This is a genomic window from Candidatus Litorirhabdus singularis (genome assembly GCF_026262625.1).
GTDB lineage: Bacteria > Pseudomonadota > Gammaproteobacteria > Pseudomonadales > Halieaceae > Litorirhabdus > Litorirhabdus singularis.
The window spans coordinates 644,105-667,190 of record NZ_SHNN01000002.1; the positions used below are offsets into that span (position 1 = coordinate 644,105).

Consider the following 23,086-nt stretch of genomic DNA (forward strand, 5'->3'; position numbering starts at 1 on the left):
TGTTATCTCGCCGCGTTAGCAATTTCCAGTAAGGGTTCAATCAAAGGCTGCCGGCGCCACCCCGCCCAGGTAACTGGCTCTGCAATAACTGCACCGGGCTCCGCCAAGCGCACTAGCAACTCATAGTCCTTGCCAGTGAGCAGTATTTCGGGGGCCACCTGCCATTCCTGCGCAATCCCCGCCACCTTCTTTTTCATCGCCTTAACCGTATTGCGCTGCTGCGCCGAGAGCGGCTCAGGCAATGGCGGCACCGTATCCCCACTCGCTTCAGCTTGCTGCAAGACTGTTAGCAGCGTAGCGCCCTGTTTACGCACCACCGAGGCGGGCATGTCCGGAATAGTGGCGAGGTCGGCCTCACTACGCGCGCCACGCTCGGCCAGCGCCAGGCAACTTTTGTCATGCAAAATCCAGTTACGCGGCTTATCGACGACAACCGCCCGCTCCTCGCGCCAGGCACACAAGGCGGCCAAACGTGCCAACTGAACTGGCTTCAGTTTCCATGCAGATTTTATCCGCAAGTGCGGCGGCGCTGCTGGCGCCAGAGCTACCTGCACTGCGCTTTCGCTGTCTTCCAGTACCCACTCCAACCTGCCGCCATCAAGCAATTCCTGATGTAGGCGCGGATATAACCGCGCCAGCGGCAACACATCCTGAGCTGCATATTCCAACTGGGCGTCTGAGAGCGGACGCCGTAGCCAATTGGACCGGGTCTCTTCCTTGGGTATTTGAGCGCCGGTCAACTGTTCAATCAACCCACGATAGCCGAGTCCGAAGCCCAGCCCCAAACAGGCGGCAGCGCGCTGGCTATCAAACAGCGGGCGTGGCAAACATCCCAGCAGATGCTGAAACACTTCCAGATCCTCGCTCGGTGAATGCAAAATTTTGGTAATGTGAGGGTTTTCAAGCAGCTCTGCCAATGGCGATAAATCAGACACGGTAAGCGGATCTATCAGCCAAGCTTCTTCGCTGCCCACAAAACACAGCTGGATCAGCGCGGCTTTGGCATAAAAGGTATCGGTACGCATAAACTCAGTATCGATGACGACAGCTTTGGCGTCACTGTGCGCCGCTAAAATCTCTGCAAAAACCTCGTTTTCTGTGACCAACTGCCAGCTCATGTTATGCCTACCTCGCGGCGACCGCTGAGCGCATGCGCCAGGGTATTACCGTCTACAAATTCGAGTTCTCCGCCCAAGGGTACGCCGTGTGCAATGCGCGTTACGGTAACCCCGTCAGCGCGCAACAGTTCTCCCACATAGTATGCCGTGGCCTCTCCTTCTACGGTGGGATTGGTCGCCAGAATGACTTCTGTCACGTCTTCATCAGCTACCCTCGATTGCAACTGATCCAGGCCTATCTCTTCCGGACCAATGCCATCAATCGGCGATAAATGTCCCATCAATACAAAATACTGGCCGCGGTAGGACCCACTTTGCTCTACCGCCATTACGTCACTGGGCGACTCGACCACACAAAGAGTCTTGTTGTCGCGACGTTGGTCGCGGCAAATGGAGCACAGCGTTTCCTCACTAAAGTTACGACATTGCTGGCAATGCCGCACCCCGGTCATTGCCGCCACCAGCGACTCGGCAAGCGCTGTCGCTCCTTCCCGATCCCGTTCTAACAAATGCAGCGCCATGCGCTGGGCTGACTTGGGGCCGACACCGGGCAAACAGCGCAAGCCATCCACCAGATTCTCAATGAGGGGGCTAAAACTCACCGTCAGTCCTGGAACGGCATTTTGAAGCCAGCAGGTAAGTCCAGACCGCCGGCAACATTGGCCATGGCTTGCTGGCTGTTGATCTCTACCTTCTTGACCGCATCATTGACTGCCGCTGCCAGCAAGTCCTCTAGCACCTCTTTGGCCTCGCCCATTACCGCATCATCAATACTGACACGCCTGACATCGTAGCGCCCGCTCATGATCACTTTGACCATGCCTGCACCCGCCTGCCCTTCGAGCTCGACGTTGGCCAGTTGTTCCTGTGCTTTCTGCATAGACTCCTGCATTTGCTGAGCCTGTTTCATCATGTCACCGATACTGTTTTTCACATCTACCCTCAGTGTTTAATCGGAGTTATCGAATCGCGGTCCAAAGTGCCCGCAAATGTGTCTAGTAATAGTTTAACGCGGGGGTCCTGTTCTATAGACACCACCGCCTGGGCCAACCGCTCATCCAACAAGCGCTGAGCTCTGGCTGCCGGAGTCTCCTGTCGCGGCGAGCCAATTTCTACATGCACGTGTATTTCACGCCCCAATAATTGGCTCAATGCACTGGCTATTTTTTCATCAACGCTGGAGTTGTACAACGAGCCATTAGCCTCATCCAGCACCAGGTAAGCTTTGTCGCCTTCCACCTGACGCAGCTCGCAGTTGGACGCTACATTCTGCAGCACTCCGGAAAATTTGAGCGTGTCCAGCAGGTCTGCCCAGCGGCCAGGCTCAAACAACTGCGCGGGGTCTACCGGCTTGGTAGCTACTGCCGGGACTGCTTTGGCGGCAACGTCCTCAGCAACATCGACCAGAGCCCCTTCTGGTTCTGGCTCTGGATGGGGACGTTTCTGCATTGAGCCACCAAAGCTGGAGCTTGGCGGTTTTGCAGAAGGTGCTGATTGTTGTTCCTGAGGCGCTGATCTTACTGGCGGCGTAGATGGCGGCTCAGACCTGAATGCCTGCGCAGCAACAGCTGCTGCCGGTTCAGGCGCAGATAGCACAGGCGCCGAAGGCGCCTCAGGCTTTTTTACCGGTTCTGCGTCCTCCCCGGACACAAGCTCTTCATACTCCCCGGCATCCAGGACCTCCCCGGGACGGAAAGCAATCATTCGCAGCAGGGTCATCTCCAGTCCACTGCGCATGTCGGCTGCAAACGGCAGATCACGGCGCCCATTGAGCCCAATCTGGTAGTAGAGCTGCGCATCCTCAGGGCTGATAGAGGCGGCTATAGACTGAACTCTCTGCGCATCACCCCAGCTATTATCAACTGCCTCTGGAACGGTTTGGGCAACTGCAACGCGATGCAACAAGCCAACCAGTTCTTGCAACGCTCCGGGATAATCAGGCGCATGCTGTGAGAGATTCTCGACTGATTTTAGCGCAGCTGCTGCATCCTGAGCCGCTACGGCTTCAAGCAACGCATATACGAACACCAAATCCACGGTGCCCAACATTTCTCTAACGTCCTGCTCGCCCAATTGACCGGAGCCAAAGGCAATCGCCTGATCAGTGAGGCTGAGAGCATCGCGCATACTGCCGGTAGCCGCGCGTGCCAACAGCCATAGCGCCGGCTCCTCAAAGGCAACTGACTCAGCCTCTAGGACGTTCTTCAGATGGGCAACAATCACTTCTGGCAGCATATTCTTCAGATTGAACTGCAGACAGCGTGACAAAACCGTTACCGGTAACTTCTGGGGATCTGTGGTGGCCAGCAAGAATTTAACGTGAGGCGGAGGTTCTTCCAGTGTTTTCAGCAGAGCGTTAAAACTATGCGTCGACAGCATGTGTACTTCATCAATGAGGTACACCTTATACCGGCAGCGTGTTGGCGCGTACTGTACGTTTTCCAAAAGTTCGCGCGTGTCCTCTACTTTGGTGCGCGACGCCGCATCCACTTCAATCAGATCAACGCTACGACCCTCTGCAATTTCACGGCAAGAAGCGCACTCGCCGCAGGGCACCGAACTTACGCCCTGTTCGCAGTTGAGACTTTTCGCAAAGATACGCGCCACAGTGGTCTTACCGACACCGCGGGTTCCAGTAAACAAATACGCATGATGCAGGCGGTCGTGATCAAGAGCGTTAATTAACGCCTTTAGGACATGTTCCTGCCCGACCATTTCCCTGAATGTTCCGGGCCGCCACTTGCGGGCCAGGACCTGATACGACATAGACTTGTTAACCCTGCATTTAGGCCGCTAGCATACACGATTAAGGTGGCGGCCCAAACAGCCACACCCCGGCACACGAATCAAAAGTTACCGTTGCTCCCTTCCAGGCCTGGCGGAGTTCACTTCCTATCGTTGCGGGGGGACCGTAAGGGCCACCATAAAATGGCGGAGAGGGAGGGATTCGAACCCTCGATAGGTTGCCCTATACACACTTTCCAGGCGTGCTCCTTCGGCCACTCGGACACCTCTCCCGACGCGGCGCGCATGATACCACAACACTGGCGGGTTGCCAGCCTTACTGGCACTGATCGCGTTTAACAGCTGACGCCTTATGACATGTCAGTGGCGGCCTATGCCATGGGAACCAGAACCGTGGACGGGTGTAATGGACGCATCAGCCCAGCAACAGTAACGGGCACTACCGAGGCAACACATTATGCGTATTATTGGACATCAACACCGCAGCGCCGCCACCTACCGTCGCAAGCAGGCGCTGGTTACTCAGCTTTGTCACGGCAATCAGGTCGCCAGCGAGGAACTGCGACTGCTGTTAAAGATGGAAGGCGGTGACAAGCTGCGCGGCAGAGGTCGCCCCAGATCTTAATCCCGGATCACTAATCCACCGCTATTGGCGGGCACTTCTGATCAGTGGCGCAGCAGCTGCTTCTGAGCAACGCCAGGGGTTGATGTCTAGCCCACCACGGCGGCAGTAAAGAGCCTGCACCGAGAGCTGAGCCGGCTCACAGACTGCGCTGAGATCACAAAAGATGCGCTCTACGCACTGCTCATGGAACTCCTGATGCTGACGAAAACCCAACAGGTAAGCCAGCAGGCTGGCGGGTTCTAGCGCCCGCCCCCGCAGGCGGACAATCACGCTGGCCCAGTCCGGTTGCGCAGTAACCGGGCATAGCGACCGCAATAGGTGACTGTGGTAAACCTGTTCCTGCGCGCCACCGCCAGCACGCAACAAACTGACGTCCGGGCTCGCCGGAATAGACTCAGGCGCCAAGCAGTCTAGATTCTCGCCTGGCAAAGCCTGCACGGCCAAAGCCGGGTCATCCAGGCCCAGCAGCTTTAATTGCACCTCGGTGCCAACCACAGCAGCGATGTCTGCACACACTGTCGCAATCAACTCATCGGTATTGCCAAACTGGGTCATATTCAGGGAATTTAGATACAGTTTCAGCGACTTGGACTCTACCAGATTGGCTGAAGTCGCCGGAATGTGCAGACGCCCTACTCGCGCCTGCGGCACGCTCTGCGCATCCAGCCATGACAATTCCCACAGGTGCCAGATGTCTTCGCCAAGGCTCGCACCTGGATAGCTCGCCATGGGCAGTGCCAGGCGCCCCTCTTGGCGCGGTATCGGATACAGCAACTCCGGGGCGTAATGCTGCGCTGCTGGCGTAATCTTGCCCAGCGGGTTCTGCGGCGACTGGTCACTCATAGCGGATCACTGTCGCAGCCGCTTGCCCGTATTGAGCAGATACATGCAGAAGCTGAAGGCCACCACGTTGAACAACGCCAACATAGCAAAGGCAAAACCAACATCGACGTCAGAGACACCCAGCACGCCATAGCGAAAGCCATTCACCACATACACCAGGGGATTGAGAGCCGACACACCCGCCCAGAAATCCGACAGTAAATCCAGTGAATAGAATACGCCGCCCAGATAGATCAATGGGGTCAAAATGAACGTGGGCACAATCGAAATATCGTCGAAGTTATTGGCAAAAACCGCATTAATAAAACCGAACATACAAAACAATACCGAAGTCATCAACACAATCGCGACTGTCAGACCAAAGTGCTTAACCTCCAGGTCTGCAAAGAATAACGACAGACAAGTCACAATAATGGCGACCAACAGACCACGACTGACACCTCCCATGACATAGCCGGCCAGAATAATCACATTGGGCACGGGTGATACCAGTAGCTCTTCGACACTGTTGTTGAACTTTGCCCCAAAGAACGAAGACACCACGTTGGAATACGAATTGGTCACCACCGACATCATAATCAACCCGGGCACTACAAACTGCATATAGGTAAAGCCACCCATCTCACCAATCCGCGAGCCAATCAAGGTTCCGAAAATGACAAAATACAGCGTCATAGTTATGGCTGGTGGCAGCAGTGTCTGCGGCCAAATGCGGAGATAACGACGAATCTCCTTAATGAGAATAGTGTAAAACGCTACCCACTTTTCATTAGGATTCATCAACAGCCTCCAGCGGCGCAGGGCCCAGCAAGCTGACAAACATTTCCTCAAGCCGATTGGCCTTGTTGCGCATACTGCTCACTTCCAGCCCTTGCTCCGACAACAGACTGAACAGCTGGTTGACCGTCTGTCCCTTGTCGACATCCACCTCCAGCGTATGGTCGTCTACCCGCCGGCAGGAATAGCCCGTCAGCGCAATGCTGGGTGGCAACGACGTCGCCATATCCAGCATAAATACCTCGGTATGTAGCTGCTGCAGTAGGTCACGCATACTGCTGTTTTTCACGATAAGACCATGATCAATAATGGCGATATTTCGACACAGCATCTCCGCCTCTTCCAGGTAATGCGTGGTGAGAATAATGGTTGTGCCATCGACATTGATCTCCCGCAGGAAGTCCCACATGGAACGCCGCATCTCAATGTCTACGCCGGCGGTTGGCTCATCGAGTATCAGCAAGCGCGGCTCGTGCACCAGCGCGCGGGCGATCATCAGCCGTCGTTTCATACCGCCTGAAAGCTCCCTGGCCCGATCAAAGCGTTTTTCCCACAGACCGAGCTTCTGCAAATACTTTTCTGCACGCTGCTGGGACAGCGCCGCTGGCAAGCCATAATAGCCGCCCTGCGTCACCAATATGTCGATGACTCGCTCAAACACATTGAAGTTAAATTCCTGCGGGACAATCCCTATACTCTTCTTGGCCAGCGGAAAGTTCTCGTCAATATCTACCCCGAAAATCTGCACACTGCCGCCACTTTTGTTAATCAGTGAGAACAGAATGCCGATGGTCGTGGACTTACCCGCTCCATTGGGCCCAAGCAACGCAAAAAAATCGCCCTCAGCCACCTCCAGGCTGATACCCTTGAGAGCCTCAACGCCGTTGGGGTAGCGCTTTTGCAAATTGCTTATGGTTAATGCTGCAGTCATGTATTTCCTGTTGTGCATCGCTAAAAAAGCCCGCTATTGTATATCCGACTCACCAACCACGCGACTAACTTATGAACGATGATCAATATCGCGAGCACTGTATCGACTTGCTCAACAAATTCAGTGGCCTACTAGCCAAACATTGCGAGCAGTGCTCTGACGACGATCCTCTGCGCACCATGTCTGAAGGATTCAACCACATTGCCACCGGCGCTGAGCTCTATAGCTCGGGTCCGGTCCTTGTCAATCAGCTGTTTGCCAGCTGTCCAGACCTGGCGCCCTACTTCCCGCGCGAGATACTCTGGTTCCTCGGAGGCGAGTGCCTGCATCTGATGCCAGACCGGGAAATCGCCATCTATCAACAACTGGACGACCAGCGCTGGAGCGCCGCGGAGGCAGGCAAAATCCTGCACTATCACGATGCGCGCGCCAAGCTCTTGAAATTGCAATAGAATCTCCACAGTTTTTGGCGGCAATGGCTTGACCTTTGGAACACGGGGTCCTAGAATGCGCGCCACTCGATTGAGAGCTATGCGTCCCCTTCGTCTAGTGGCCTAGGACACTGCCCTTTCACGGCGGTAACAGGGGTTCGAACCCCCTAGGGGACGCCATTTCTCAGCGAGTATGCAGTAACCGTGGCGGCGGTTTAAACACGTAAGCGGGAATAGCTTGCTGGTACAGCGGAACCTTAACAGTGGTTAGGCTTCTACCAGTGAAGGAAAACTTGCAACCGTGGCGGCGGTTTAAACACGTGGCCGTGACGGCGGTTTAAACACGTTATGCGGGAATAGCTCAGCTGGTAGAGCGCAACCTTGCCAAGGTTGAGGTCGCGAGTTCGAACCTCGTTTCCCGCTCCAAATCAAGAAAAGGGTCAACCGTCAGGTTGGCCCTTTTTGGTTAAAGCGGTTCGAAGTTGTACGCAACCCCGGCTCTTTCCCGCTCCAAATCAAGAAAAGGGTCAACCGTCAGGTTGGCCCTTTTTGGTTTAGGCTGTCAGCAGTCGCTTAATGCCGCACCGTCCTCCTTCTGCCTGCTTCCAAACCCTGCATCTGCATAGTCGCCCCAGTGGAGTACCTGGGGCATTCATGTTCACAAAAAACTTTAAAATAAAAACCTAAGCTATTGTTTTTAATTGGCTATTTTTTATCCAAGCTAATGGATGCCGAGTTAATACAATACCGCAGACCGGTGGGCGCAGGCCCGTCCTCAAACACGTGGCCAAGATGCGAGCCACAGTTGTCACACATCACCTCCACCCGAAGCATGCCATGGGTGGTATCCCTGGCTTCACGGATCTTGGGGGCATCTGCGGGCTGAAAAAAACTTGGCCATCCGCAACCTGAATCAAATTTACTGTCCGACAAAAACAACACCTCCCCACAGCACTTGCAGGTGTAGCTGCCCTCATCTTTGGTGTCCCAATATTCGCCACTGAAGGCAGGCTCAGTCCCCTTTTCCCGACAAACCGCGTACTCCTGGCGACTCAATTTCTCGCGCCAATTTTCGTTATTTTCCAAATCTTTACTCACTGTAATCTCCTCTCTGGAACCACCAAACCCGATCCCGTACACTAACGACTTCTTAGTTGAGCGACAACCGATCGATGGCTGACCTGCACATAGATGATTTTTATCGCGACAGCGCGATGATCATGCTGCAACTTTATTCCCGTTTTCCCCGCAAAACCATCCTCTACGTAGAGGATATCTCGGGCCCGGACGCTCCCGATGAATACGGTCTGCATTCCGAACGCTTTCAGGCCTGCTTCAGCGCCATGGTCTGGCTGGGCCAACAGGGGTATTTACAGTTTGAAGATACGGTCAGAGAGGAGGCATTGGATCAAGGGGTTTTAACCCAACGCGGTTTTTTACTGCTATCTTCGCGCTCAGAACTGGAGTTGGGTATACCAGTAGAGGAAGAAGAACAGCTACCACCATCAGTCATGGAGCACTCACAAACCAACGTTAATCAGATCAGGGCGGCCCTGAAATCTGGCTCATCAATCATGCTTCGCCACGTGATGCACTACATGCTGTCGCTGTAAGTGAAGCACATCAGTTTCAGCGCCGGGTCGTGATCACGCTCATCAAAAGCCACCGCAGGCCGCAAGTCCTTAATAAATAACAATTGTGGAGCCTGTTGTGCCACTGCATCCAAGAGGAATCGAGCTGCCACCTGCGGCGAGTCTAGACACAACAGGACCTCTGCACCGGGCGCGCATAATGAGGGCAGCTTGCTGATTACCCTGGGGTAATCCCGTTCAGCTAAAAAACTGCCGGGGTTATTGTTCGGTGGACTCACAATAATGACATCGAAAGGGCCACTGCGACGCAGCCTGCCCCAGCTTTTGAACACATTGTGACTGAGATAACTGACCCCATCGCCCACCCCATTGAGCTGATGATTCTGCTGCCCCTGACGTAATGCAGCAGCCGACGGTTCCAGGTTCACTGCATGAGTAGCTCCGCTGGCTCGGGCTACAACAGAAAAAACACAGGTATCAGCATACAAATTCAGTACCCGCTTACCTGCTGAGACAGTTGCTAACCAGCGTCTGGCTTCAGCCCACTCCAAGGCAAAGCCCAAGGGCAGCCCCGTCGCCAGAACAATGCCATATTTGAGACCATCCTCAGTGGCTATGGGCTGACTTGGCAAAGCCCCCCGCATCACTTGCACGGGTTTGCCGGCCAAGTGGCAGGACTGGCAGACGATAGTTTCGGCGCCAAATAGCGCGCAGGTCTGCTCCAGGCCGTCCAGCAGTGCTTCTAGTACAGGGGGCGCGAGGGGAGCCTCCAGTGACACCAATAACACGGGGTGATAGTAATCGATCGCAATCTGCGCCCATTCAGGAGCGCTGTCGTCGCGCCCATCGAACAGTCTGCATGCTTCTTTGCTGCTCTGTGACAAACGCTGTGCCAGCTGCAGCATCATTGGTCGCAGCGCGAGCCGTGCAGCCTCGATTGACCCTGCCGTCACTGCACCGCCACTACGGGGTATAGGATAGCGTCCTGATAACCGGTCAATATGCGGCGATAACCTGCCAGCTCACGGTCGAGTTCAGGGTCATTGGTATCTACCAGTAAGGGGCGCCCCGACAGCGCCGCTATCTTGCCTTTACCAGCGACGACAACAATATTATCAACACCGACCTCGCGGATAACTGCGGGACTCAACTGTTGATTGCCACGACCAAAGACATGTCCCTGACCGCCGATGGCGGTCACCAGAATTTGCGACGGCCCACTCCACTCCTGCAGCAATGCGAGTAGCTCGTTAGCAGTCACATCGCTGCCACTCAGCTGCCCTGCAATAACAACATCCACGCCCAGCAAAGTGCCGTTCACGCCCAACTCTTCTGTAATCGCGGCAGTGGTAGACCCAGGCCCAATCACATACAAAGTATCTGCTTGCATGCGCTCAACAACGTCTGCTGCGATTTCTGCGGCTACCAGCTCTTTACTCTCAACACCGGAAATCTTGGTTTGCTGTAAAAAACTGCCCACCTCTGGCACCAGCAATTCGCCATAGAATTTGGATTTCACCTGGCCTTGTCGAAACGCCGCCTCATCAATATCGCGGACCTCACGCAGCTGCACATTGACCAAGCCTGCCGCGACCAGTCGCAACAGTATTTCTCCCGCCGCCTCCGGTGCCACGGCAAACACTCCTGAATGCATCTTTACACCGCAGGGTATTCCCAGCACTGGCAGCTCAGACTCTGAACCCAGTGCATCAAGAACGTCTCGGGCGGTACCGTCACCACCACCAAACACCAGCAGGTCAAGTTCGCACTCGCGCAGTGCTTGAACAGCTAGCAGCGTATCCTGAGGTCCGGTATCCGCCGACTTCGGCAAGCCAATGATTTGATGCCGCAGGCCCAAAGCAGCACAAATATCGCCACCCATGGCACCACCCCAACACTGCACGTGTATATCCGCGTCCGCCAGCATTGCCAAGGCACGCTGACAACGCTGCGGTGCACGTAATTCAGCCCCGAGTGCCAATGCCCGCTCACGCACGTCAGGCCCATCGCTGCCTTTCAGTGCCACACTGCCGCCGATACCCGCATAGGGGTTTATCACCAGGCCGATTTTTAACATTGGTTTATTAACATTGGCTTATTAACATTGAATTCCCAAAGCCTGACATAGTGCCAACTGCTCTGCATCAAGCTGCTTGGCGTTTACTATCGACAACGATGCCAACTCGCGTCGCCGCGGATAGTCGCTGCGCTGCTGGTCAAAATCTGCGCCAGCATTAAGCCGCATACGCTCATCATCGCTGCGCACGCTATAACTGTTAGCCTGCAGCCAACGGATGAGTTGCGCCTTGAACAAATTGGCAGGAACTTCCAGCGAGAGCGATTCTAGCTGACCTGAGGAAGCATCCGGGATCGTCAGACCCAAGGCCCTACAGGCACTGTCGCGCAGCATGCGGGTCGCCAAAACTTTACCATCGTAGCTATAACCTGCGATGTGTGGCGTTGCAAAAAAACAGCGCTGCATCAGTTCTACATCAATTGTGGGTTCATGCTCCCACACGTCCAGAATCACTCGACGCTGGGGCTGCTCCGACAGCAGTTGCTTAAGCGCGTTGTTGTCAACGATGGGCCCACGCCCGGCATTGATCAGCAAACTATGCAGGCTAATACGCTGCAGTGCTTCAGCGTCCAGCAAATGATAACTTGGCCAGGGCTCACGCCGCGTCAGCTCAGCATGGACGCATATTACGGTGCAATTCAAGACTTGATCCAGGTCGACCAGCCGCTGATCAGATCCACGCTCCAGCCAGGGATCGTAGGCACAGCAAGCTATACCCATAGTGTTCAGACGCGCAGCCAGGCGTTTACCAATCACCCCAAAACCAACGATACCCACCGTACCTCCAGCGCACAGCTGTTCCAGGTAGTCGTCGCAACTGGCAATCGCACTAATCACGTATTCCAGTACCGAATTGGCATTCGAACCCGGGGCATGAGCAAACCCGACCCCCTGTGCGGCCAGATAATCGACATCAACATGATCGAAACCGCTGGTGGCGGTGCCTACAAATGACACGGCGCTGCCATCCAACAACGACGCACCTACTGAGGTCACCGATCTTACCAGCAGTATATCGGCGTCACGGACATGTTCAGCACGCAGCTCGCGTCCCGGGTACAAGGCAACGCTGCCCAGTGCGCCAAAGAGTTCTTCAACGCCCACCATATTGCTATCAGCTACTATTCTCATCAGCGCCTCCTCACGCGCTGCGCAAGATTGCCACAGCGAGCAGGCAACGGTCCTTCAATGCCCAACTCAAGTAACCACCCCTGCAACGCCAGCAGCGGCTCTGCTTGTAACTGGTAGGCGGATGGCAATACGTTTACCTCTTCAATATGCTCGGCTAACTGCACCAGACTGCGCGCCAGCAGCGCCTGCCCCCAATGTTGCTGAAGATTCTGACTAATTCTGGCGGCGCCGCGCACACCGCTTTGCGCTAGCTGATCGAATCGATAGCGTAACTGGTCTAGTGAACCAAAGGTTTGCAACAACTGTGCGGCGGTCTTGGCGCCTACCCCCGGTACACCAGGAATATCGTCACTGGGGTCGCCTACCAATGCCAGATAATCGGCCATCTGCTCGGGTGCGACACCGAATTTCTCCGTAAATTGCTCGCGCTGCATACGACTGCCGCTGGCGGCATCCCAGAGCACATCGCCGGCTCCCAACAGTAGCTGTCCCAGATCCTTGTCGCGGCTGATCACACAGCAGTCCTGCCCCTGCTCTCTAGCCAACCGTGCCAAGCTACTTATATAGTCGTCAGCTTCATATTTAATGCCACTGTAGGCGGGAATGCCAAGAACTTCTGTCAACTCCCTGCAGCAGCGCAATTGCAGCGCCAAAGCTTCATCGGGAAGCTCACGACTGGCCTTATAGCCGGCATACAACTTGTTGCGAAAACAGGTTCGCAGACTTTCATCAAAAGCCGCAGCAACAATGACCGGCTGGTCGGCGCTAACCTCTTCGAGTAAATCGAGCATAAAGGCAGCGTACCCATAGACCGCATTCAGCGGGAAGCCATCTGGCGTGCGCCAACGATCCGGCAAGGAGAACCAGGCCCGAAAAATATAAATAGAGGCATCCACTAGGTAAACCGGCATCACAGGCACCTGCTGAAACTATTCTGGAGGGCGTCAAACACCTCTATCTGCGGTGTGGCGAGACCACCGAATTCCTCCGCCAAGGCTAATCTGAAAGCGCCTGCGCGCTGCCCCAAGCCCTCTTCACACAGGCGCTGCGCCTGCTTAATCACCTGTCGTTCGAAACTGTCAGCGTCAATCGTCTCACCGGTCAGGTTATCGGCACTGATGTGAAAGTCCTGGGCGCAGGCCAGGCTGAAATGCCATTCCAGAGCCTGGGGCAATGCCTCCACAGCCTCAAACTCTTGCTGCTGGCGGCCACTGCGGCCATCAGGCTGATACCAATAGCCGTAATCGGGTAGCTGACGCCGCTTGGCTCCAGCGATACACCAATGTGCCACTTCGTGCAGAGCACTGGCAAAATAGTCATCTCGATAAAATATCTGGTGCTGCTGTTGAGTCCTGCGTGCAGGTTGGTACAGCGGCTCATCGGCACCGCCGCGTAGCACCGTATTGTGACTATCGCAGAAGCAATCAGCAAAGACCTGCTCCAATCTAAGCGCGGCTGACATCAGTCCGGCATCCGCTTGCGAATGGTGTAGTGGTACTCCTGGCCCACCTGCTCCTGCGCCACTAAGTCGTGACCCAGGAACTCACAAAAACGCGGGATATCACGCGTCGTAGAGGGATCTGTAGCGAGTACCTGCAGGATCTCTCCGGCCGCAATATCCCTGACTTTGTTGTGCAATAACATAACCGGCTCTGGACACAACAGACCCCGCGCATCAAGAATATCCCGCACCTTTGTCATTCCAGCAGCTCCTGAGCCTGCTCACGTGGTAGCAAGTCCCACTCTTGGCTATCGCCATCGTATAAGAGGCACAAACTGCCGTCCTGTAATTGCGCTCGCAACCGCCCCACCTTGCCAGCCAGGGTCAGCTCATAATGCCCGTAGTCAGTGCCGTCGCGACTGGCAAACTCTTCCAGTAACGCTGCCAGCACCTCTTCCGACAGCCGCTGAATAGGAACTTCCACAAAGTCTGCCATGTTCTCCGTCCGCTATGTTTGCCAAGTCGGTGTTTGAGCTTATTTGGCACCACACTAGGCGCGCCGTGGCTTGGCGGGTAATATACGGCCTCATGCGGCAAATGTGGAGTCCAAGCGGTGGAAACCTCTTTCATCATCACTTTTATTGGCGACGATCGCCCCGGTCTGGTAGAAGAACTATCGGCTGTCATTTCTGACCATCAGGGTAACTGGCTGGAGAGCCGTCTATCCCAGCTGGCCGGAAAATTTGCCGGACTGATACGGGTTTCCCTGCCCAGCGACCGCGGCGCATTGTTGGAAGATGCATTAAAACAGCTGTCCGAACGCGGGCTTAGCGTTCGAGTTCACACCCTGACTGAGGCTGATACCAGCGCTAGCAATGAACGCGCGATACGCCTGTCCATTATGGGCCCGGATCGACCGGGTATTGTGCGCGAAATCGCCAGCGCCTTGGCGCGGCAAGCGATCAATGTGATTGATATGCACAGTGATGTGAGCAGTGCTCCGATGAGCGCAGAGCAGCTATTTACCGCCAATGTAGAAGCAGAGATTCCCGCTTCCAGCGACCTTGATGCGCTCACAGACACCTTGGAGCAAATTGCCAACGACATGTCAGTCGACGTTAATATGGATTTGCTTTAGTCGCCACCAAACTGCGCTATTGCCCGCTGCAGCATGCGCAATAACGCCCGAGCCAGTACCAGCAGGGCTACAAACAGCGCGGCTGCCAACACAATGGTCAAGACGCCCCCCGCGCTGTACAGGAATAACTGTGCCATCTCCCGCGGCGGGATATCAAAGTGATAAATGGCCGACCAGACCAGAACCACGCTGGCCAGCACGGCTAACAACAGGCTACGACGCTGGCGTGACTTCATCACTAGCTTCCTCAATATGAATATATTTCCAGGCGATTATCAGCGCCAGCAAGCTGGCTCCACTGGCCATCAAATAGGTCGCTTGCTGGCTATACTGCCACAGCCACCCACTGGCGATTGCGCCCACGGCGCCACCTGCGCCAAAACTTAGACCACTATAAAGAGCCTGCCCCTGGCCAGCTAGTGCCGGCGGGAAAGAGCGTCGAATCAGTTCAATAGCCACCGCGTGAAAAGCACCAAAAGTCGCCGCATGCAGACACTGCGCCAGCACTAGCAGCAGCCAGTACTGCGCGCCATAGCCAATCAATATCCATCGCAGTACTGCCAGCGCCAGGCACGCCAGCGTTAACAGCCGGATTCCAAAGCGCGGCAGTACGCGGTGCATAAACAGAAACAGCACCACCTCAGCCACTACGCCCAGTGCCCATAGCTGGCCTATAGCGGCACGGCTGTAACCCAGACCCTCCAGGTGCAGACTGAAGAAGGTGTAATAAGGGCCGTGAGCGACCTGGAGTAGAAAGCACACCAACAAAAAACCCCATACGGTTTTTTTGCGCAATATCTGCCGCAGGCCCGCATTGTTTGCAGCCCGAGGTGGTCGCGCCACATCCACTATGAGCAAGCTCGACAACCAGATCGTGGCTAACAGACCCGCCATGACCCATGGCAAGCTGGCAACCGACACCCTGTCAAACCATGCGCCCAGGCCGACGACAGCCACGATAAAGCCTACTGAGCCCCACACGCGCAGTTGACTGTAACGATTATACTCGGCGCCCAGGTGAGCCAGAGTAATCACTTCAAACTGGGGCAGTATCGCGTTCCAGAAAAAGCTATATAAAAGGACAACCAAAAGCAGTGTCGAGAACTCTCGAGAGGCAAAGATGCCGCAGAAACACAGCAACGCTAACAATGCACCTAACTGCACAACCCGCAGTCGTTTGCCACTGGCATCGGCAAGCCAACCCCAGAGATTCGGTGCCATGATCTTGGTGGCCATGACGGCACCGCTCAGATAACCAATCTCCAAAGGGGAAAACCCCTCACCCTCAAGAAACAGGCTCCAGTACGGAACGTAGGCACCCAGCAGAGCGAAATAGAAAAAGTAGAACCCAGACAGGCGCCAGTAGGGAAGCACTAGTGAATTAGAGCCCCTCTGGGCCGGCACTGGCTGGTAATATCGGTGTCTCACAGGTGACATCGGCATTCTGCGCCCGATGGCGTAGATAGTGGTCCATAAGCACCAGCGCCAGCATAGCTTCGGCAATCGGCGTGGCTCTAATACCGACACAGGGGTCGTGGCGACCGTGTGTAGCCACTTCCATTGCCGCACCGCTCGTGTCAATACTATCACCGGGGAGACGAATGCTAGAGGTTGGTTTCAAGGCAATACTAACCGTAACATCCTGGCCGCTGGAAATTCCGCCCAACACGCCACCGGCATTGTTGCTATGAAAACCCGCCGGCGACATCAAATCGCGATGCTCGCTGCCCTTCTGCTCGACCGCGTCAAAGCCTGCGCCAACTTCTACCCCTTTGACCGCGTTAATACCCATCATCGCTGCGGCGATGTCAGCATCCAAGCGATCGAAAACCGGCTCGCCCAGGCCCGGCGGCACACCGCTGGCAACCACGTTGATACGCGCGCCAATGGAGTCGCCGGACTTATTCAGCGCAGCCATGTAGGTCTCCATTTCCTGAACCCGCTCTGCATCAGGACAAAAAAATGGATTACGTTCTACTTCTTCCCAATCGTGATTGATGGCTGCTATCGGCCCAAGCTGCGCCAGATAGCCGCGCACCAGCATGCCACGCGCAGCCAGATACTTTTTAGCAATGGCTCCGGCAGCTACGCGCATGGCAGTCTCTCGCGCCGACGAACGACCGCCGCCACGATAATCTCTAAAGCCATATTTCTGATTATAGGTGTAGTCCGCATGTGCCGGTCTGAAAGTGGTTTTAATGTTGCCATAGTCCTTACTGCGCTGATCAGTGTTCTGAATCAACAGCCCGATCGGCGTGCCGGTGGTAACGCCCTCAAATACACCGGACAGAATTTGCACCTCATCCGCTTCGCGACGTTGGGTGGTAAAACGGGATGTACCGGGTTTGCGCCGGTTGAGATCAGTTTGTAAATCAGCTGCCGACAACTCTAGTCCCGGCGGACAGCCATCTACCACACAGCCCAGCGCGGGGCCATGACTCTCGCCAAAGCTGGTTACTGTGAATAACTTGCCAAATGTATTCCCTGCCATGAGATGACTGCGACCCAGAGACTAAAATGAGAGCAATATTATAAAGGTTTCAGGCGAAGCTTGCCCCGCTTTGCAGCAATTCTTGTGCAGTAAGCACGAAAACACCATGGCCACCGCGCTCCAGCTCTATCCAGGTAAACGGCACATCTGGAAAGGCCTCTTCCAGCGCTTCCCAGCTATTGCCGACTTCGGCCACCAACAGGCCATCAGGGGCCAGAAAGTGCGGCGCTTGCTGCAGAATAATCGTAATCGCTTCCAGCCCGTCGCTCCCCGACCCCAGCGCCAAAGCAGGTTCGTGTCGATATTCTGCCGGCATAGCCTGCAGATCATTAACATCTACGTACGGCGGATTAGTCACTATTAGATCGTATTGCTTGCCCCGCACTGCTGCGAACATATCGGACTCAATGACTGTGACGCGCTGCTCCAGATCCAGCCGCTGCGCGTTCTCAGCCGCCAGCCCCAACGCCTCCTCTGATATATCCAGCAAATCGACACTAACCTCCGGCAACCAGGCGGCGATGGCAAGACCAATGCAGCCACTGCCACAACACATATCCAACACCCGGCGTGGATTCACGCCGGGATACCAGGGAACAAATTCGGTTTCAATCAGTTCGGCTATCGGCGAGCGCGGAATAATTGCTCGAGTATCTATCAAGAATTCCAGGCCCGCGAACCAGGCCCGCCCAGTCAAATACGGTACTGGAATACGCTCGTCAACACGGCGCCTGGCCAACTCAATCACTCGCTCTTTCTCGTTATCGGCGACCACACAATCCAGAATTGATGGGTCCGCCTCCAATGACAGGCGTAACCCGCCCAATACCAGATGCAACGCTTCATCCCAGGCATTGTCCGTGCCGTGACCGTAGAACAAATCGGCCGCTTCAAAGCACTCACGCGCCCAGCGTATGCAATCACCGACCGTATCCAACTGGTGTTTCAATTTTTGCTGCTCATTCATGACTGCAGTTTAACCCGCGGCGCCAAATTGCCATAATCTGGTGGTGTTGGTAACATCCGCCTCCACCCTAATGCCAACGCAGAGGAATGCCATGGAAGACGCTTTTGCACGGATTATCACCGCCTGCGGTGAAGACCTGAACCGTCCAGGTTTACTTGATACCCCGAAACGGGCGGCCAAGGCGTTCGAGTTTCTGACTCACGGCTACCGGCAGAACGTTGAAGACATTGTAAATAACGCGCTGTTTCCGTCCGATTCCAGTGAGATGGTGTTAGTGCAGGATATTGAGATGTATTCGATGTGTGAACATCACCTGTTACCGTTCATTGGCAAGTGCCATGTCGCTTATATCCCTAATGGCAAGGTGCTGGGTCTATCCAAGATTGCCAGAATCGTCGACTTATACGCGCGGCGCCTACAAATCCAGGAGCAGCTGACCACTCAAATCGCGCAAACGGTAATGGAAGTCACTGAATCAGAAGGTTGCGGCGTGATCATTGAAGCCCAGCATATGTGCATGATGATGCGCGGCGTTGAGAAGCAAAACTCATTGATGAAAACCTCGGCCATGCTGGGCAGTTTTCGTTCCAATCAGCCTACCCGCAATGAGTTTCTGTCCCTGCTAAAAATCAGCCGCTAATTACTGTGGCGAATCAAATCGAGATGCAGGTAGTGGCGTCGATTGGCTCTGTCTATAGCATAAATTACGTAGGTGTAAGTCGCACCATCTTGCTGAATGCGCGCCACCAAATATTGCTGTCGCTCGTCATGGCCGTATAGCAGGCGTTGATCGAAAACACGGCTAGCCCACTGTGCACTGCTGCCACAGCTGCGCCCATCGCACTCAAACAGCACCTGAGCGTTTTCAGTCACCTGATCCCGCATCCATTCGAACGCTTCCTGAGCAGTATAATCTTGGTTAATCGCCCAAGTTAGGCGCAGCAATTCGCCATCAATCTGCTCTGATTCTTTGTGGCGCCAGCGGCCACCCACTTTTTGCATAGCACCCAGACCCAGCAAGTAATCCACCTCCGTAGGCCCCTGCTCAACTGCCTGCGTACTGTGCGGATAGGGCTCTGGAAGGAACTCGGCAAAGATAGCAGGAGACAGCGCCGGCAACGGATCGGCGGCATATGCCACCGAGGCTGCCAACCAAACCAGTACACTTACTACCATTCGCTGCATCATTAAGTCCTGAATTCAAACAGAGGTGGCCACGCGTAAAAGGCCTGATTGGCGCAACCGCGCGCGGGTAACTCGGCATCTAATGCTACCAGACCCGCCGGTGGATATCCGGGCAGATCGTAGTCACCACTGGTGCCGTTGCACAGCCAGGCCACTAATTCCGCGACCAGGGGTAGATGGCTAACCAGCAGCACGCAGTCAAGGTTCAGATCATGCAACACTGACTCAACTCGCTCCGGCGTTGACTCCGGCACCAACTCTGCGGTTTCTTGAAACGGTAAACCCGGCAAATACTCACCCACAATCGCTGCGGTTTGACGGGCTCGAAGCTTGGGGCTGTGCACGATCGCTTGCGGTAACGGGAGCTCTTGTAACAGTTTGCCAACACTCGCTACCTGCTGCCGACCTCTAGCAGTCAGCGCCTGTTCTTCGGTTGCAACGCTACGAGCGGCTTCACCGTGGCGCAACACATAGATTCTCACTCGGAATCCTTGCGCACTGCGAACTCCACGTCGTGGGTTTGCTCCGCCATCATCATACCGCCAATGACGCCAGCGAGATCCTGCCGCTCATAGAGTATGGCATACAGGCCAGACATCAATGGCATGTATACCGAGCGAGCGTCGGCCGCCTGCTTCAGCGAACCCAACGTATTAACCCCTTCTGCAACCTGACCCAGCTCAGCAACGATGTCGTCAAGCGCGCGCCCCTGACCAAGCTCAAAACCTACGCGGTAATTGCGACTGAGCGGCGAGGAACAGGTGACGATCAAGTCACCGACGCCGGACAAGCCCAGAAAGGTCAGCGGGTTGGCGCCCATATCTACTGCAAAGCGCGACATCTCGGCCAAACTGCGCGTCAGCAGCATACCCATCGTATTCTCACCGACCTCAAGCGCCGCACCCAAGCCGGCCATAATGGCATACACATTCTTGAGCGCACCGCCCAGCTCTACTCCGTACCTATCGTGACTGGCGTAGACCCTGAAATTGCCACTGTGTAACAACCCCTGAACCAGTTGCACCAACGCGTCATCGGCACTGGCTATCACCGTTCCTGTGAGCTGCCCATCGGCAATTTCGCGGGCAAGATTGGGGCCGCTAAGTACGCCCAGGCGGTGCTTGGGGAGTTCGTCTTCCAAGACCTGGCTCATCAGCTTAAAGCTCTCTGCCTCGATACCCTTGGTCATGCTAATGACCACAGCCTGAGCATCCAGATGCTTGCCGACCTCGCGCGCCACTTGTCGGCAGGAACTGCTGGGCACCGCCATAAACAGCACGTCGACATCGGCCACAGCGTCCGCAAGGTCGGTAGTCGCGCGCAGCCCGCGGTGCAGCGGGTAATCAGGCAGGTAGGCTGAATTGACATGTTCAGCGTTCACTGTGCGCGCGACTTCTGCATTGCGCATCCACAGCGACACCGCATGCCCATTAGCGGCCACAATGTTGGCAATGACAGTACCGAAACTACCACCGCCAATCACCGCTACCCGGTGCTCTGTACCCATACTCAGTGTCCTGCCCCGTGGCCTTACAGCCTGCCCTGAATCAGTGACTCAGTTCAAGTAACAACTTATTCAACCGCGCTACATAGCCCGCTGGGTCTTCCAACTGACCACCCTCTGCCAGATGGGCCTGATCAAAGATAACGCTGGCAAGGTCACTAAAACGATCCTCATCCGCCTCCTGATCCAGCTTTTGCAGCAGTGGATGTTGGCTATTAATTTCCAAAATCGGTTTTGAATCGGGGACTGCCTGCCCGGCCGACTCCATAATCCGCCGCATCTGGGCTCCCATATCGTGGTCGCCGACCACCAAACAAGCCGGGGAGTCAGTCAGTCTGGAGGTCGCCCGGACATCCTCTACCCGTGCTTCCAACGCCACTTTCAATCTCTCCACCAGCGCTTCGCTATCCTTTTGCAGCTGCTCCTGTTCCTGCTTGTCCTCTTCTGACAAGTCACCCAGATCAAGCTCTCCGCGGGCTACATCCTGGAACTGCTTATCTTTGTATTCCATCATGTGGTTAATCAGCCAGTCGTCGACGCGATCAGTCAGCAACAATACCTCGATACCCTTCTTGTGGAACACTTCAAGGTGCGGGCTATTGCGAGCGGTGTTGTAGTTCTCCGCTACCACATAGAAAATTTTGTCCTGCCCTTCCTGCATCCGCTCAATGTAATCATCCAAACTCTGAGTCTGTGCCTCAGCATCGCCTTGAGTGGTGGCAAAACGCAACAAGCCGGCAATCTTCTCCTTATTGGCCATGTCCTCAGCCGGTCCCTCCTTCAGCACCTGACCGAAGGTATCCCAGAACGTCTGATAGTCCTCGCTGTCCTTTTTCTTGGCCATTTTGGCCAACATATCCAGTACGCGTTTGGTTAACGCTGAGCGCATCGAATCTACCGCCGGGTCCTGCTGCAGAATTTCCCGTGACACATTGAGCGACAGGTCATTGGAATCTACGACTCCTTTGACAAAACGCAGGTACATCGGCAGAAACTGCTCTGCCTCGTCCATGATAAAGGTGCGTTGAACGTACAACTTCACGCCGCGGGTCATCTCACGATTCCACATATCAAAAGGCGCGCGGGTAGGGATATACAGCAAGCTGGTGTATTCAAACTTACCTTCAACCTTGTTGTGACTCCATTTTAGCGGCGGTTCAAAGTCATTGGATATATGCTTGTAAAATTCCAGGTATTCCTCTTCGCTGACATCATCGCGGCTGCGCGTCCACAGTGCTTGAGCCTCATTAATGGCCTCAAACTCGGGCTCAGCAACAGACTCAGTGGCGCCTTCCTCGGCATCCGGGTCAACCGCAGGCGCCGGCTTGGCCATCAGTACGGGCACTGAAATATGATCAGAGTATTTCTTTATAACGCTGCGCACACGCCAGTCATCAGAAAAATCAGTGCAGTCGCTCTTCAAATGCAAAATGATGGTCGTGCCGCGCGCGTCCTTCTCGGTGGCTTCAATAGAAAACTCTGCCTCACCGTGGGACTCCCAAAGGACTGCCTGATCAACAGCGGCACCGGCCCGGCGAGTTACGACCTCGACCCGATCGGCAACAATAAACGCCGAGTAGAATCCAACCCCGAACTGACCAATCAGCTGCGAGTCTTTTTTCTCATCACCGGTCAGAGACTGCAAAAACTGCGCAGTACCAGATTTAGCAATAGTACCCAGATTCTCAATCACCTCGTCGCGCGACATGCCAATACCATTGTCACTGATGGTCAGGGTATTGGCGTCTTTGTCAGCTTCCACTCGAATACTCAGCTGCGGGTCAGTTTCCAGCAGCGAGGCATCGGAGAGCGCTTCAAAGCGCAACTTGTCAATGGCATCGGAGGCATTGGATACAAGCTCACGCAGGAATATCTCCTGATTGCTATACAGGGAGTGAATCATCAGATGCAATAGCTGCTTGGCTTCAGTCTGAAAGCCCAATGTTTCTTTATTGGCGTCGGCAGTCATAGGTGTTTAATCTCCAGTCATCAAAAATCGCCCACTGTTAATGGGGGCTTGGTGCGCAATTTCAAGGTGCGATGCCTAGTAATCGGGCCTCAGGGCCAAAAAACGAGCATAAAAAAGCCGG

The 23,086-nt window shown here is 55.0% G+C and carries 28 protein-coding genes, 3 tRNA genes and 1 other RNA gene; 7 read left to right on the forward strand and 25 right to left on the reverse strand.

The genetic code is table 11. From position 1 onward, the window contains the following. Positions 1–2: 2 nt before the first annotated feature. From rnd to EYC98_RS11315, 6 genes are all read right to left on the reverse strand, one after another. Positions 3–1,118, reverse strand: a complete 1,116-nt coding sequence (rnd, locus tag EYC98_RS11290; RefSeq protein WP_279245447.1) for a ribonuclease D — start codon at positions 1,116–1,118, stop codon at positions 3–5. Then, complete coding sequence (gene recR / locus EYC98_RS11295; protein ID WP_279245448.1) at positions 1,115–1,720, reverse strand: recombination mediator RecR; 606 nt, start codon at positions 1,718–1,720, stop codon at positions 1,115–1,117. The genes rnd and recR overlap by 4 nt, the downstream gene beginning before the upstream one ends. A 2-nt stretch (positions 1,721–1,722) precedes the next feature. Then, positions 1,723–2,052, reverse strand: coding sequence for a YbaB/EbfC family nucleoid-associated protein (locus tag EYC98_RS11300; RefSeq protein ID WP_279245449.1), 330 nt, complete (start codon positions 2,050–2,052; stop codon positions 1,723–1,725). A gap of 8 nt (positions 2,053–2,060) precedes the next feature. After that, positions 2,061–3,884: a DNA polymerase III subunit gamma/tau gene (dnaX, locus tag EYC98_RS11305; protein ID WP_279245450.1), complete on the reverse strand. Its 1,824-nt coding sequence runs from the start codon at positions 3,882–3,884 to the stop codon at positions 2,061–2,063. Between the two features lie 52 nt (positions 3,885–3,936). Continuing rightward, positions 3,937–4,033: signal recognition particle sRNA small type (gene ffs, locus EYC98_RS11310), an RNA gene on the reverse strand. Between the two features lie 14 nt (positions 4,034–4,047). Next, positions 4,048–4,135: transfer RNA gene (locus EYC98_RS11315), tRNA-Ser, on the reverse strand. A 185-nt stretch (positions 4,136–4,320) separates the two neighbouring features. Here EYC98_RS11315 and EYC98_RS11320 point away from each other — a divergent pair. Beyond that, the gene (locus EYC98_RS11320) at positions 4,321–4,488 is read left to right on the forward strand and encodes a hypothetical protein (protein ID WP_279245451.1); all 168 of its coding nucleotides are present in this window, start codon (positions 4,321–4,323) and stop codon (positions 4,486–4,488) included. Positions 4,489–4,509: 21 nt separating this feature from the next. Here EYC98_RS11320 and queF read toward each other — a convergent pair whose 3' ends face one another. The 3 genes from queF to EYC98_RS11335 are packed head-to-tail and all read right to left on the reverse strand — an operon-like array spanning position 4,510 to position 7,039. Next, the gene (gene queF, locus EYC98_RS11325; protein WP_279245452.1) at positions 4,510–5,331 is read right to left on the reverse strand and encodes an NADPH-dependent 7-cyano-7-deazaguanine reductase QueF; all 822 of its coding nucleotides are present in this window, start codon (positions 5,329–5,331) and stop codon (positions 4,510–4,512) included. Positions 5,332–5,337: 6 nt separating this feature from the next. Beyond that, a complete protein-coding gene (locus EYC98_RS11330; RefSeq protein ID WP_279245453.1) occupies positions 5,338–6,111 on the reverse strand; it encodes an ABC transporter permease in 774 nt (257 codons plus the stop codon). Further along, complete coding sequence (locus EYC98_RS11335) at positions 6,101–7,039, reverse strand: ABC transporter ATP-binding protein (RefSeq protein WP_279245454.1); 939 nt, start codon at positions 7,037–7,039, stop codon at positions 6,101–6,103. Before EYC98_RS11335 ends, EYC98_RS11330 begins: the two co-directional genes overlap by 11 nt. A gap of 71 nt (positions 7,040–7,110) precedes the next feature. Between EYC98_RS11335 and EYC98_RS11340 the strand changes: the two genes are divergently transcribed. From EYC98_RS11340 to EYC98_RS11350, 3 genes are all read left to right on the forward strand, one after another. Then, positions 7,111–7,491, forward strand: a complete 381-nt coding sequence (locus tag EYC98_RS11340; RefSeq protein ID WP_279245455.1) for a PA2817 family protein — start codon at positions 7,111–7,113, stop codon at positions 7,489–7,491. Positions 7,492–7,574: 83 nt separating this feature from the next. Next, a tRNA-Glu gene (locus tag EYC98_RS11345) sits at positions 7,575–7,650 on the forward strand. Between the two features lie 170 nt (positions 7,651–7,820). Continuing rightward, positions 7,821–7,896 (forward strand) — tRNA-Gly (locus EYC98_RS11350). 279 nt (positions 7,897–8,175) lie between these two features. On the opposite strand, the gene msrB is transcribed toward EYC98_RS11350, so the two are convergent. Beyond that, positions 8,176–8,568, reverse strand: a complete 393-nt coding sequence (msrB, locus tag EYC98_RS11355; RefSeq protein ID WP_279245456.1) for a peptide-methionine (R)-S-oxide reductase MsrB — start codon at positions 8,566–8,568, stop codon at positions 8,176–8,178. A 74-nt stretch (positions 8,569–8,642) separates the two neighbouring features. Here msrB and EYC98_RS11360 point away from each other — a divergent pair, with 74 nt between their 5' ends. After that, on the forward strand, positions 8,643–9,083 hold the full coding sequence (locus tag EYC98_RS11360) for a hypothetical protein (RefSeq protein ID WP_279245457.1): 441 nt from the start codon (positions 8,643–8,645) through the stop codon (positions 9,081–9,083). Here the strand turns inward: EYC98_RS11360 and EYC98_RS11365 are convergent. Genes EYC98_RS11365 through EYC98_RS11395 form a run of 7 tightly spaced genes read right to left on the reverse strand, consistent with a single transcriptional unit; the run spans position 9,065 to position 14,207 of the window. After that, a complete protein-coding gene (locus EYC98_RS11365) occupies positions 9,065–10,015 on the reverse strand; it encodes a class I SAM-dependent methyltransferase (RefSeq protein WP_279245458.1) in 951 nt (316 codons plus the stop codon). The genes EYC98_RS11360 and EYC98_RS11365 overlap by 19 nt on opposite strands. Then, positions 10,012–11,139, reverse strand: coding sequence for an ATP-NAD kinase family protein (locus EYC98_RS11370; protein ID WP_279245459.1), 1,128 nt, complete (start codon positions 11,137–11,139; stop codon positions 10,012–10,014). Before EYC98_RS11370 ends, EYC98_RS11365 begins: the two co-directional genes overlap by 4 nt. A gap of 21 nt (positions 11,140–11,160) precedes the next feature. After that, positions 11,161–12,270 (reverse strand): 4-phosphoerythronate dehydrogenase, encoded by a 1,110-nt coding sequence (locus EYC98_RS11375; protein WP_279245460.1) that lies wholly within the window; start codon positions 12,268–12,270, stop codon positions 11,161–11,163. After that, entirely contained in the window at positions 12,270–13,181 is a 912-nt protein-coding gene (locus tag EYC98_RS11380) for a 5'-3' exonuclease (protein ID WP_279245461.1), read from the reverse strand. Before EYC98_RS11380 ends, EYC98_RS11375 begins: the two co-directional genes overlap by 1 nt. Next, positions 13,181–13,732, reverse strand: a complete 552-nt coding sequence (locus tag EYC98_RS11385; protein ID WP_279245462.1) for an elongation factor P hydroxylase — start codon at positions 13,730–13,732, stop codon at positions 13,181–13,183. Before EYC98_RS11385 ends, EYC98_RS11380 begins: the two co-directional genes overlap by 1 nt. Further along, positions 13,732–13,971, reverse strand: coding sequence for a sulfurtransferase TusA (gene tusA / locus EYC98_RS11390; RefSeq protein ID WP_279245463.1), 240 nt, complete (start codon positions 13,969–13,971; stop codon positions 13,732–13,734). The genes EYC98_RS11385 and tusA overlap by 1 nt, the downstream gene beginning before the upstream one ends. After that, complete coding sequence (locus EYC98_RS11395; protein ID WP_279245464.1) at positions 13,968–14,207, reverse strand: YheU family protein; 240 nt, start codon at positions 14,205–14,207, stop codon at positions 13,968–13,970. Before EYC98_RS11395 ends, tusA begins: the two co-directional genes overlap by 4 nt. 117 nt (positions 14,208–14,324) lie before the next feature. Here EYC98_RS11395 and EYC98_RS11400 point away from each other — a divergent pair, with 117 nt between their 5' ends. Beyond that, the gene (locus tag EYC98_RS11400) at positions 14,325–14,849 is read left to right on the forward strand and encodes a glycine cleavage system transcriptional repressor (RefSeq protein WP_279245465.1); all 525 of its coding nucleotides are present in this window, start codon (positions 14,325–14,327) and stop codon (positions 14,847–14,849) included. Here the strand turns inward: EYC98_RS11400 and EYC98_RS11405 are convergent. The 4 genes from EYC98_RS11405 to prmB are packed head-to-tail and all read right to left on the reverse strand — an operon-like array spanning position 14,846 to position 18,307. Continuing rightward, positions 14,846–15,085 (reverse strand): hypothetical protein, encoded by a 240-nt coding sequence (locus EYC98_RS11405; protein ID WP_279245466.1) that lies wholly within the window; start codon positions 15,083–15,085, stop codon positions 14,846–14,848. The two genes, EYC98_RS11400 and EYC98_RS11405, sit on opposite strands and share 4 nt — an antisense overlap. Then, positions 15,063–16,223 carry an MFS transporter gene (locus EYC98_RS11410; protein ID WP_279245467.1) on the reverse strand — a complete coding sequence of 387 codons (1,161 nt, stop codon included), beginning with the start codon at positions 16,221–16,223 and terminating at the stop codon, positions 15,063–15,065. Before EYC98_RS11410 ends, EYC98_RS11405 begins: the two co-directional genes overlap by 23 nt. 7 nt (positions 16,224–16,230) lie before the next feature. After that, on the reverse strand, positions 16,231–17,340 hold the full coding sequence (gene aroC, locus EYC98_RS11415) for a chorismate synthase (RefSeq protein ID WP_279245468.1): 1,110 nt from the start codon (positions 17,338–17,340) through the stop codon (positions 16,231–16,233). A gap of 49 nt (positions 17,341–17,389) precedes the next feature. Continuing rightward, a complete protein-coding gene (prmB, locus tag EYC98_RS11420) occupies positions 17,390–18,307 on the reverse strand; it encodes a 50S ribosomal protein L3 N(5)-glutamine methyltransferase (protein WP_279245469.1) in 918 nt (305 codons plus the stop codon). Positions 18,308–18,398: 91 nt separating this feature from the next. Between prmB and folE the strand changes: the two genes are divergently transcribed. Continuing rightward, the gene (gene folE, locus EYC98_RS11425; protein WP_279245470.1) at positions 18,399–18,947 is read left to right on the forward strand and encodes a GTP cyclohydrolase I FolE; all 549 of its coding nucleotides are present in this window, start codon (positions 18,399–18,401) and stop codon (positions 18,945–18,947) included. Here folE and EYC98_RS11430 read toward each other — a convergent pair. From EYC98_RS11430 to htpG, 4 genes are read right to left on the reverse strand one after another with little or no spacing between them, the layout of a single operon-like run. After that, complete coding sequence (locus EYC98_RS11430; RefSeq protein WP_279245471.1) at positions 18,944–19,483, reverse strand: DUF4892 domain-containing protein; 540 nt, start codon at positions 19,481–19,483, stop codon at positions 18,944–18,946. The two genes, folE and EYC98_RS11430, sit on opposite strands and share 4 nt — an antisense overlap. Positions 19,484–19,494: 11 nt before the next feature. Then, entirely contained in the window at positions 19,495–19,974 is a 480-nt protein-coding gene (sixA, locus tag EYC98_RS11435) for a phosphohistidine phosphatase SixA (protein ID WP_279245472.1), read from the reverse strand. Continuing rightward, the gene (locus tag EYC98_RS11440) at positions 19,971–20,999 is read right to left on the reverse strand and encodes an NAD(P)H-dependent glycerol-3-phosphate dehydrogenase (protein WP_279245473.1); all 1,029 of its coding nucleotides are present in this window, start codon (positions 20,997–20,999) and stop codon (positions 19,971–19,973) included. The genes sixA and EYC98_RS11440 overlap by 4 nt, the downstream gene beginning before the upstream one ends. A gap of 40 nt (positions 21,000–21,039) precedes the next feature. Then, positions 21,040–22,965 (reverse strand): molecular chaperone HtpG, encoded by a 1,926-nt coding sequence (gene htpG, locus EYC98_RS11445; RefSeq protein ID WP_279245474.1) that lies wholly within the window; start codon positions 22,963–22,965, stop codon positions 21,040–21,042. Positions 22,966–23,086 lie beyond the last annotated feature (121 nt).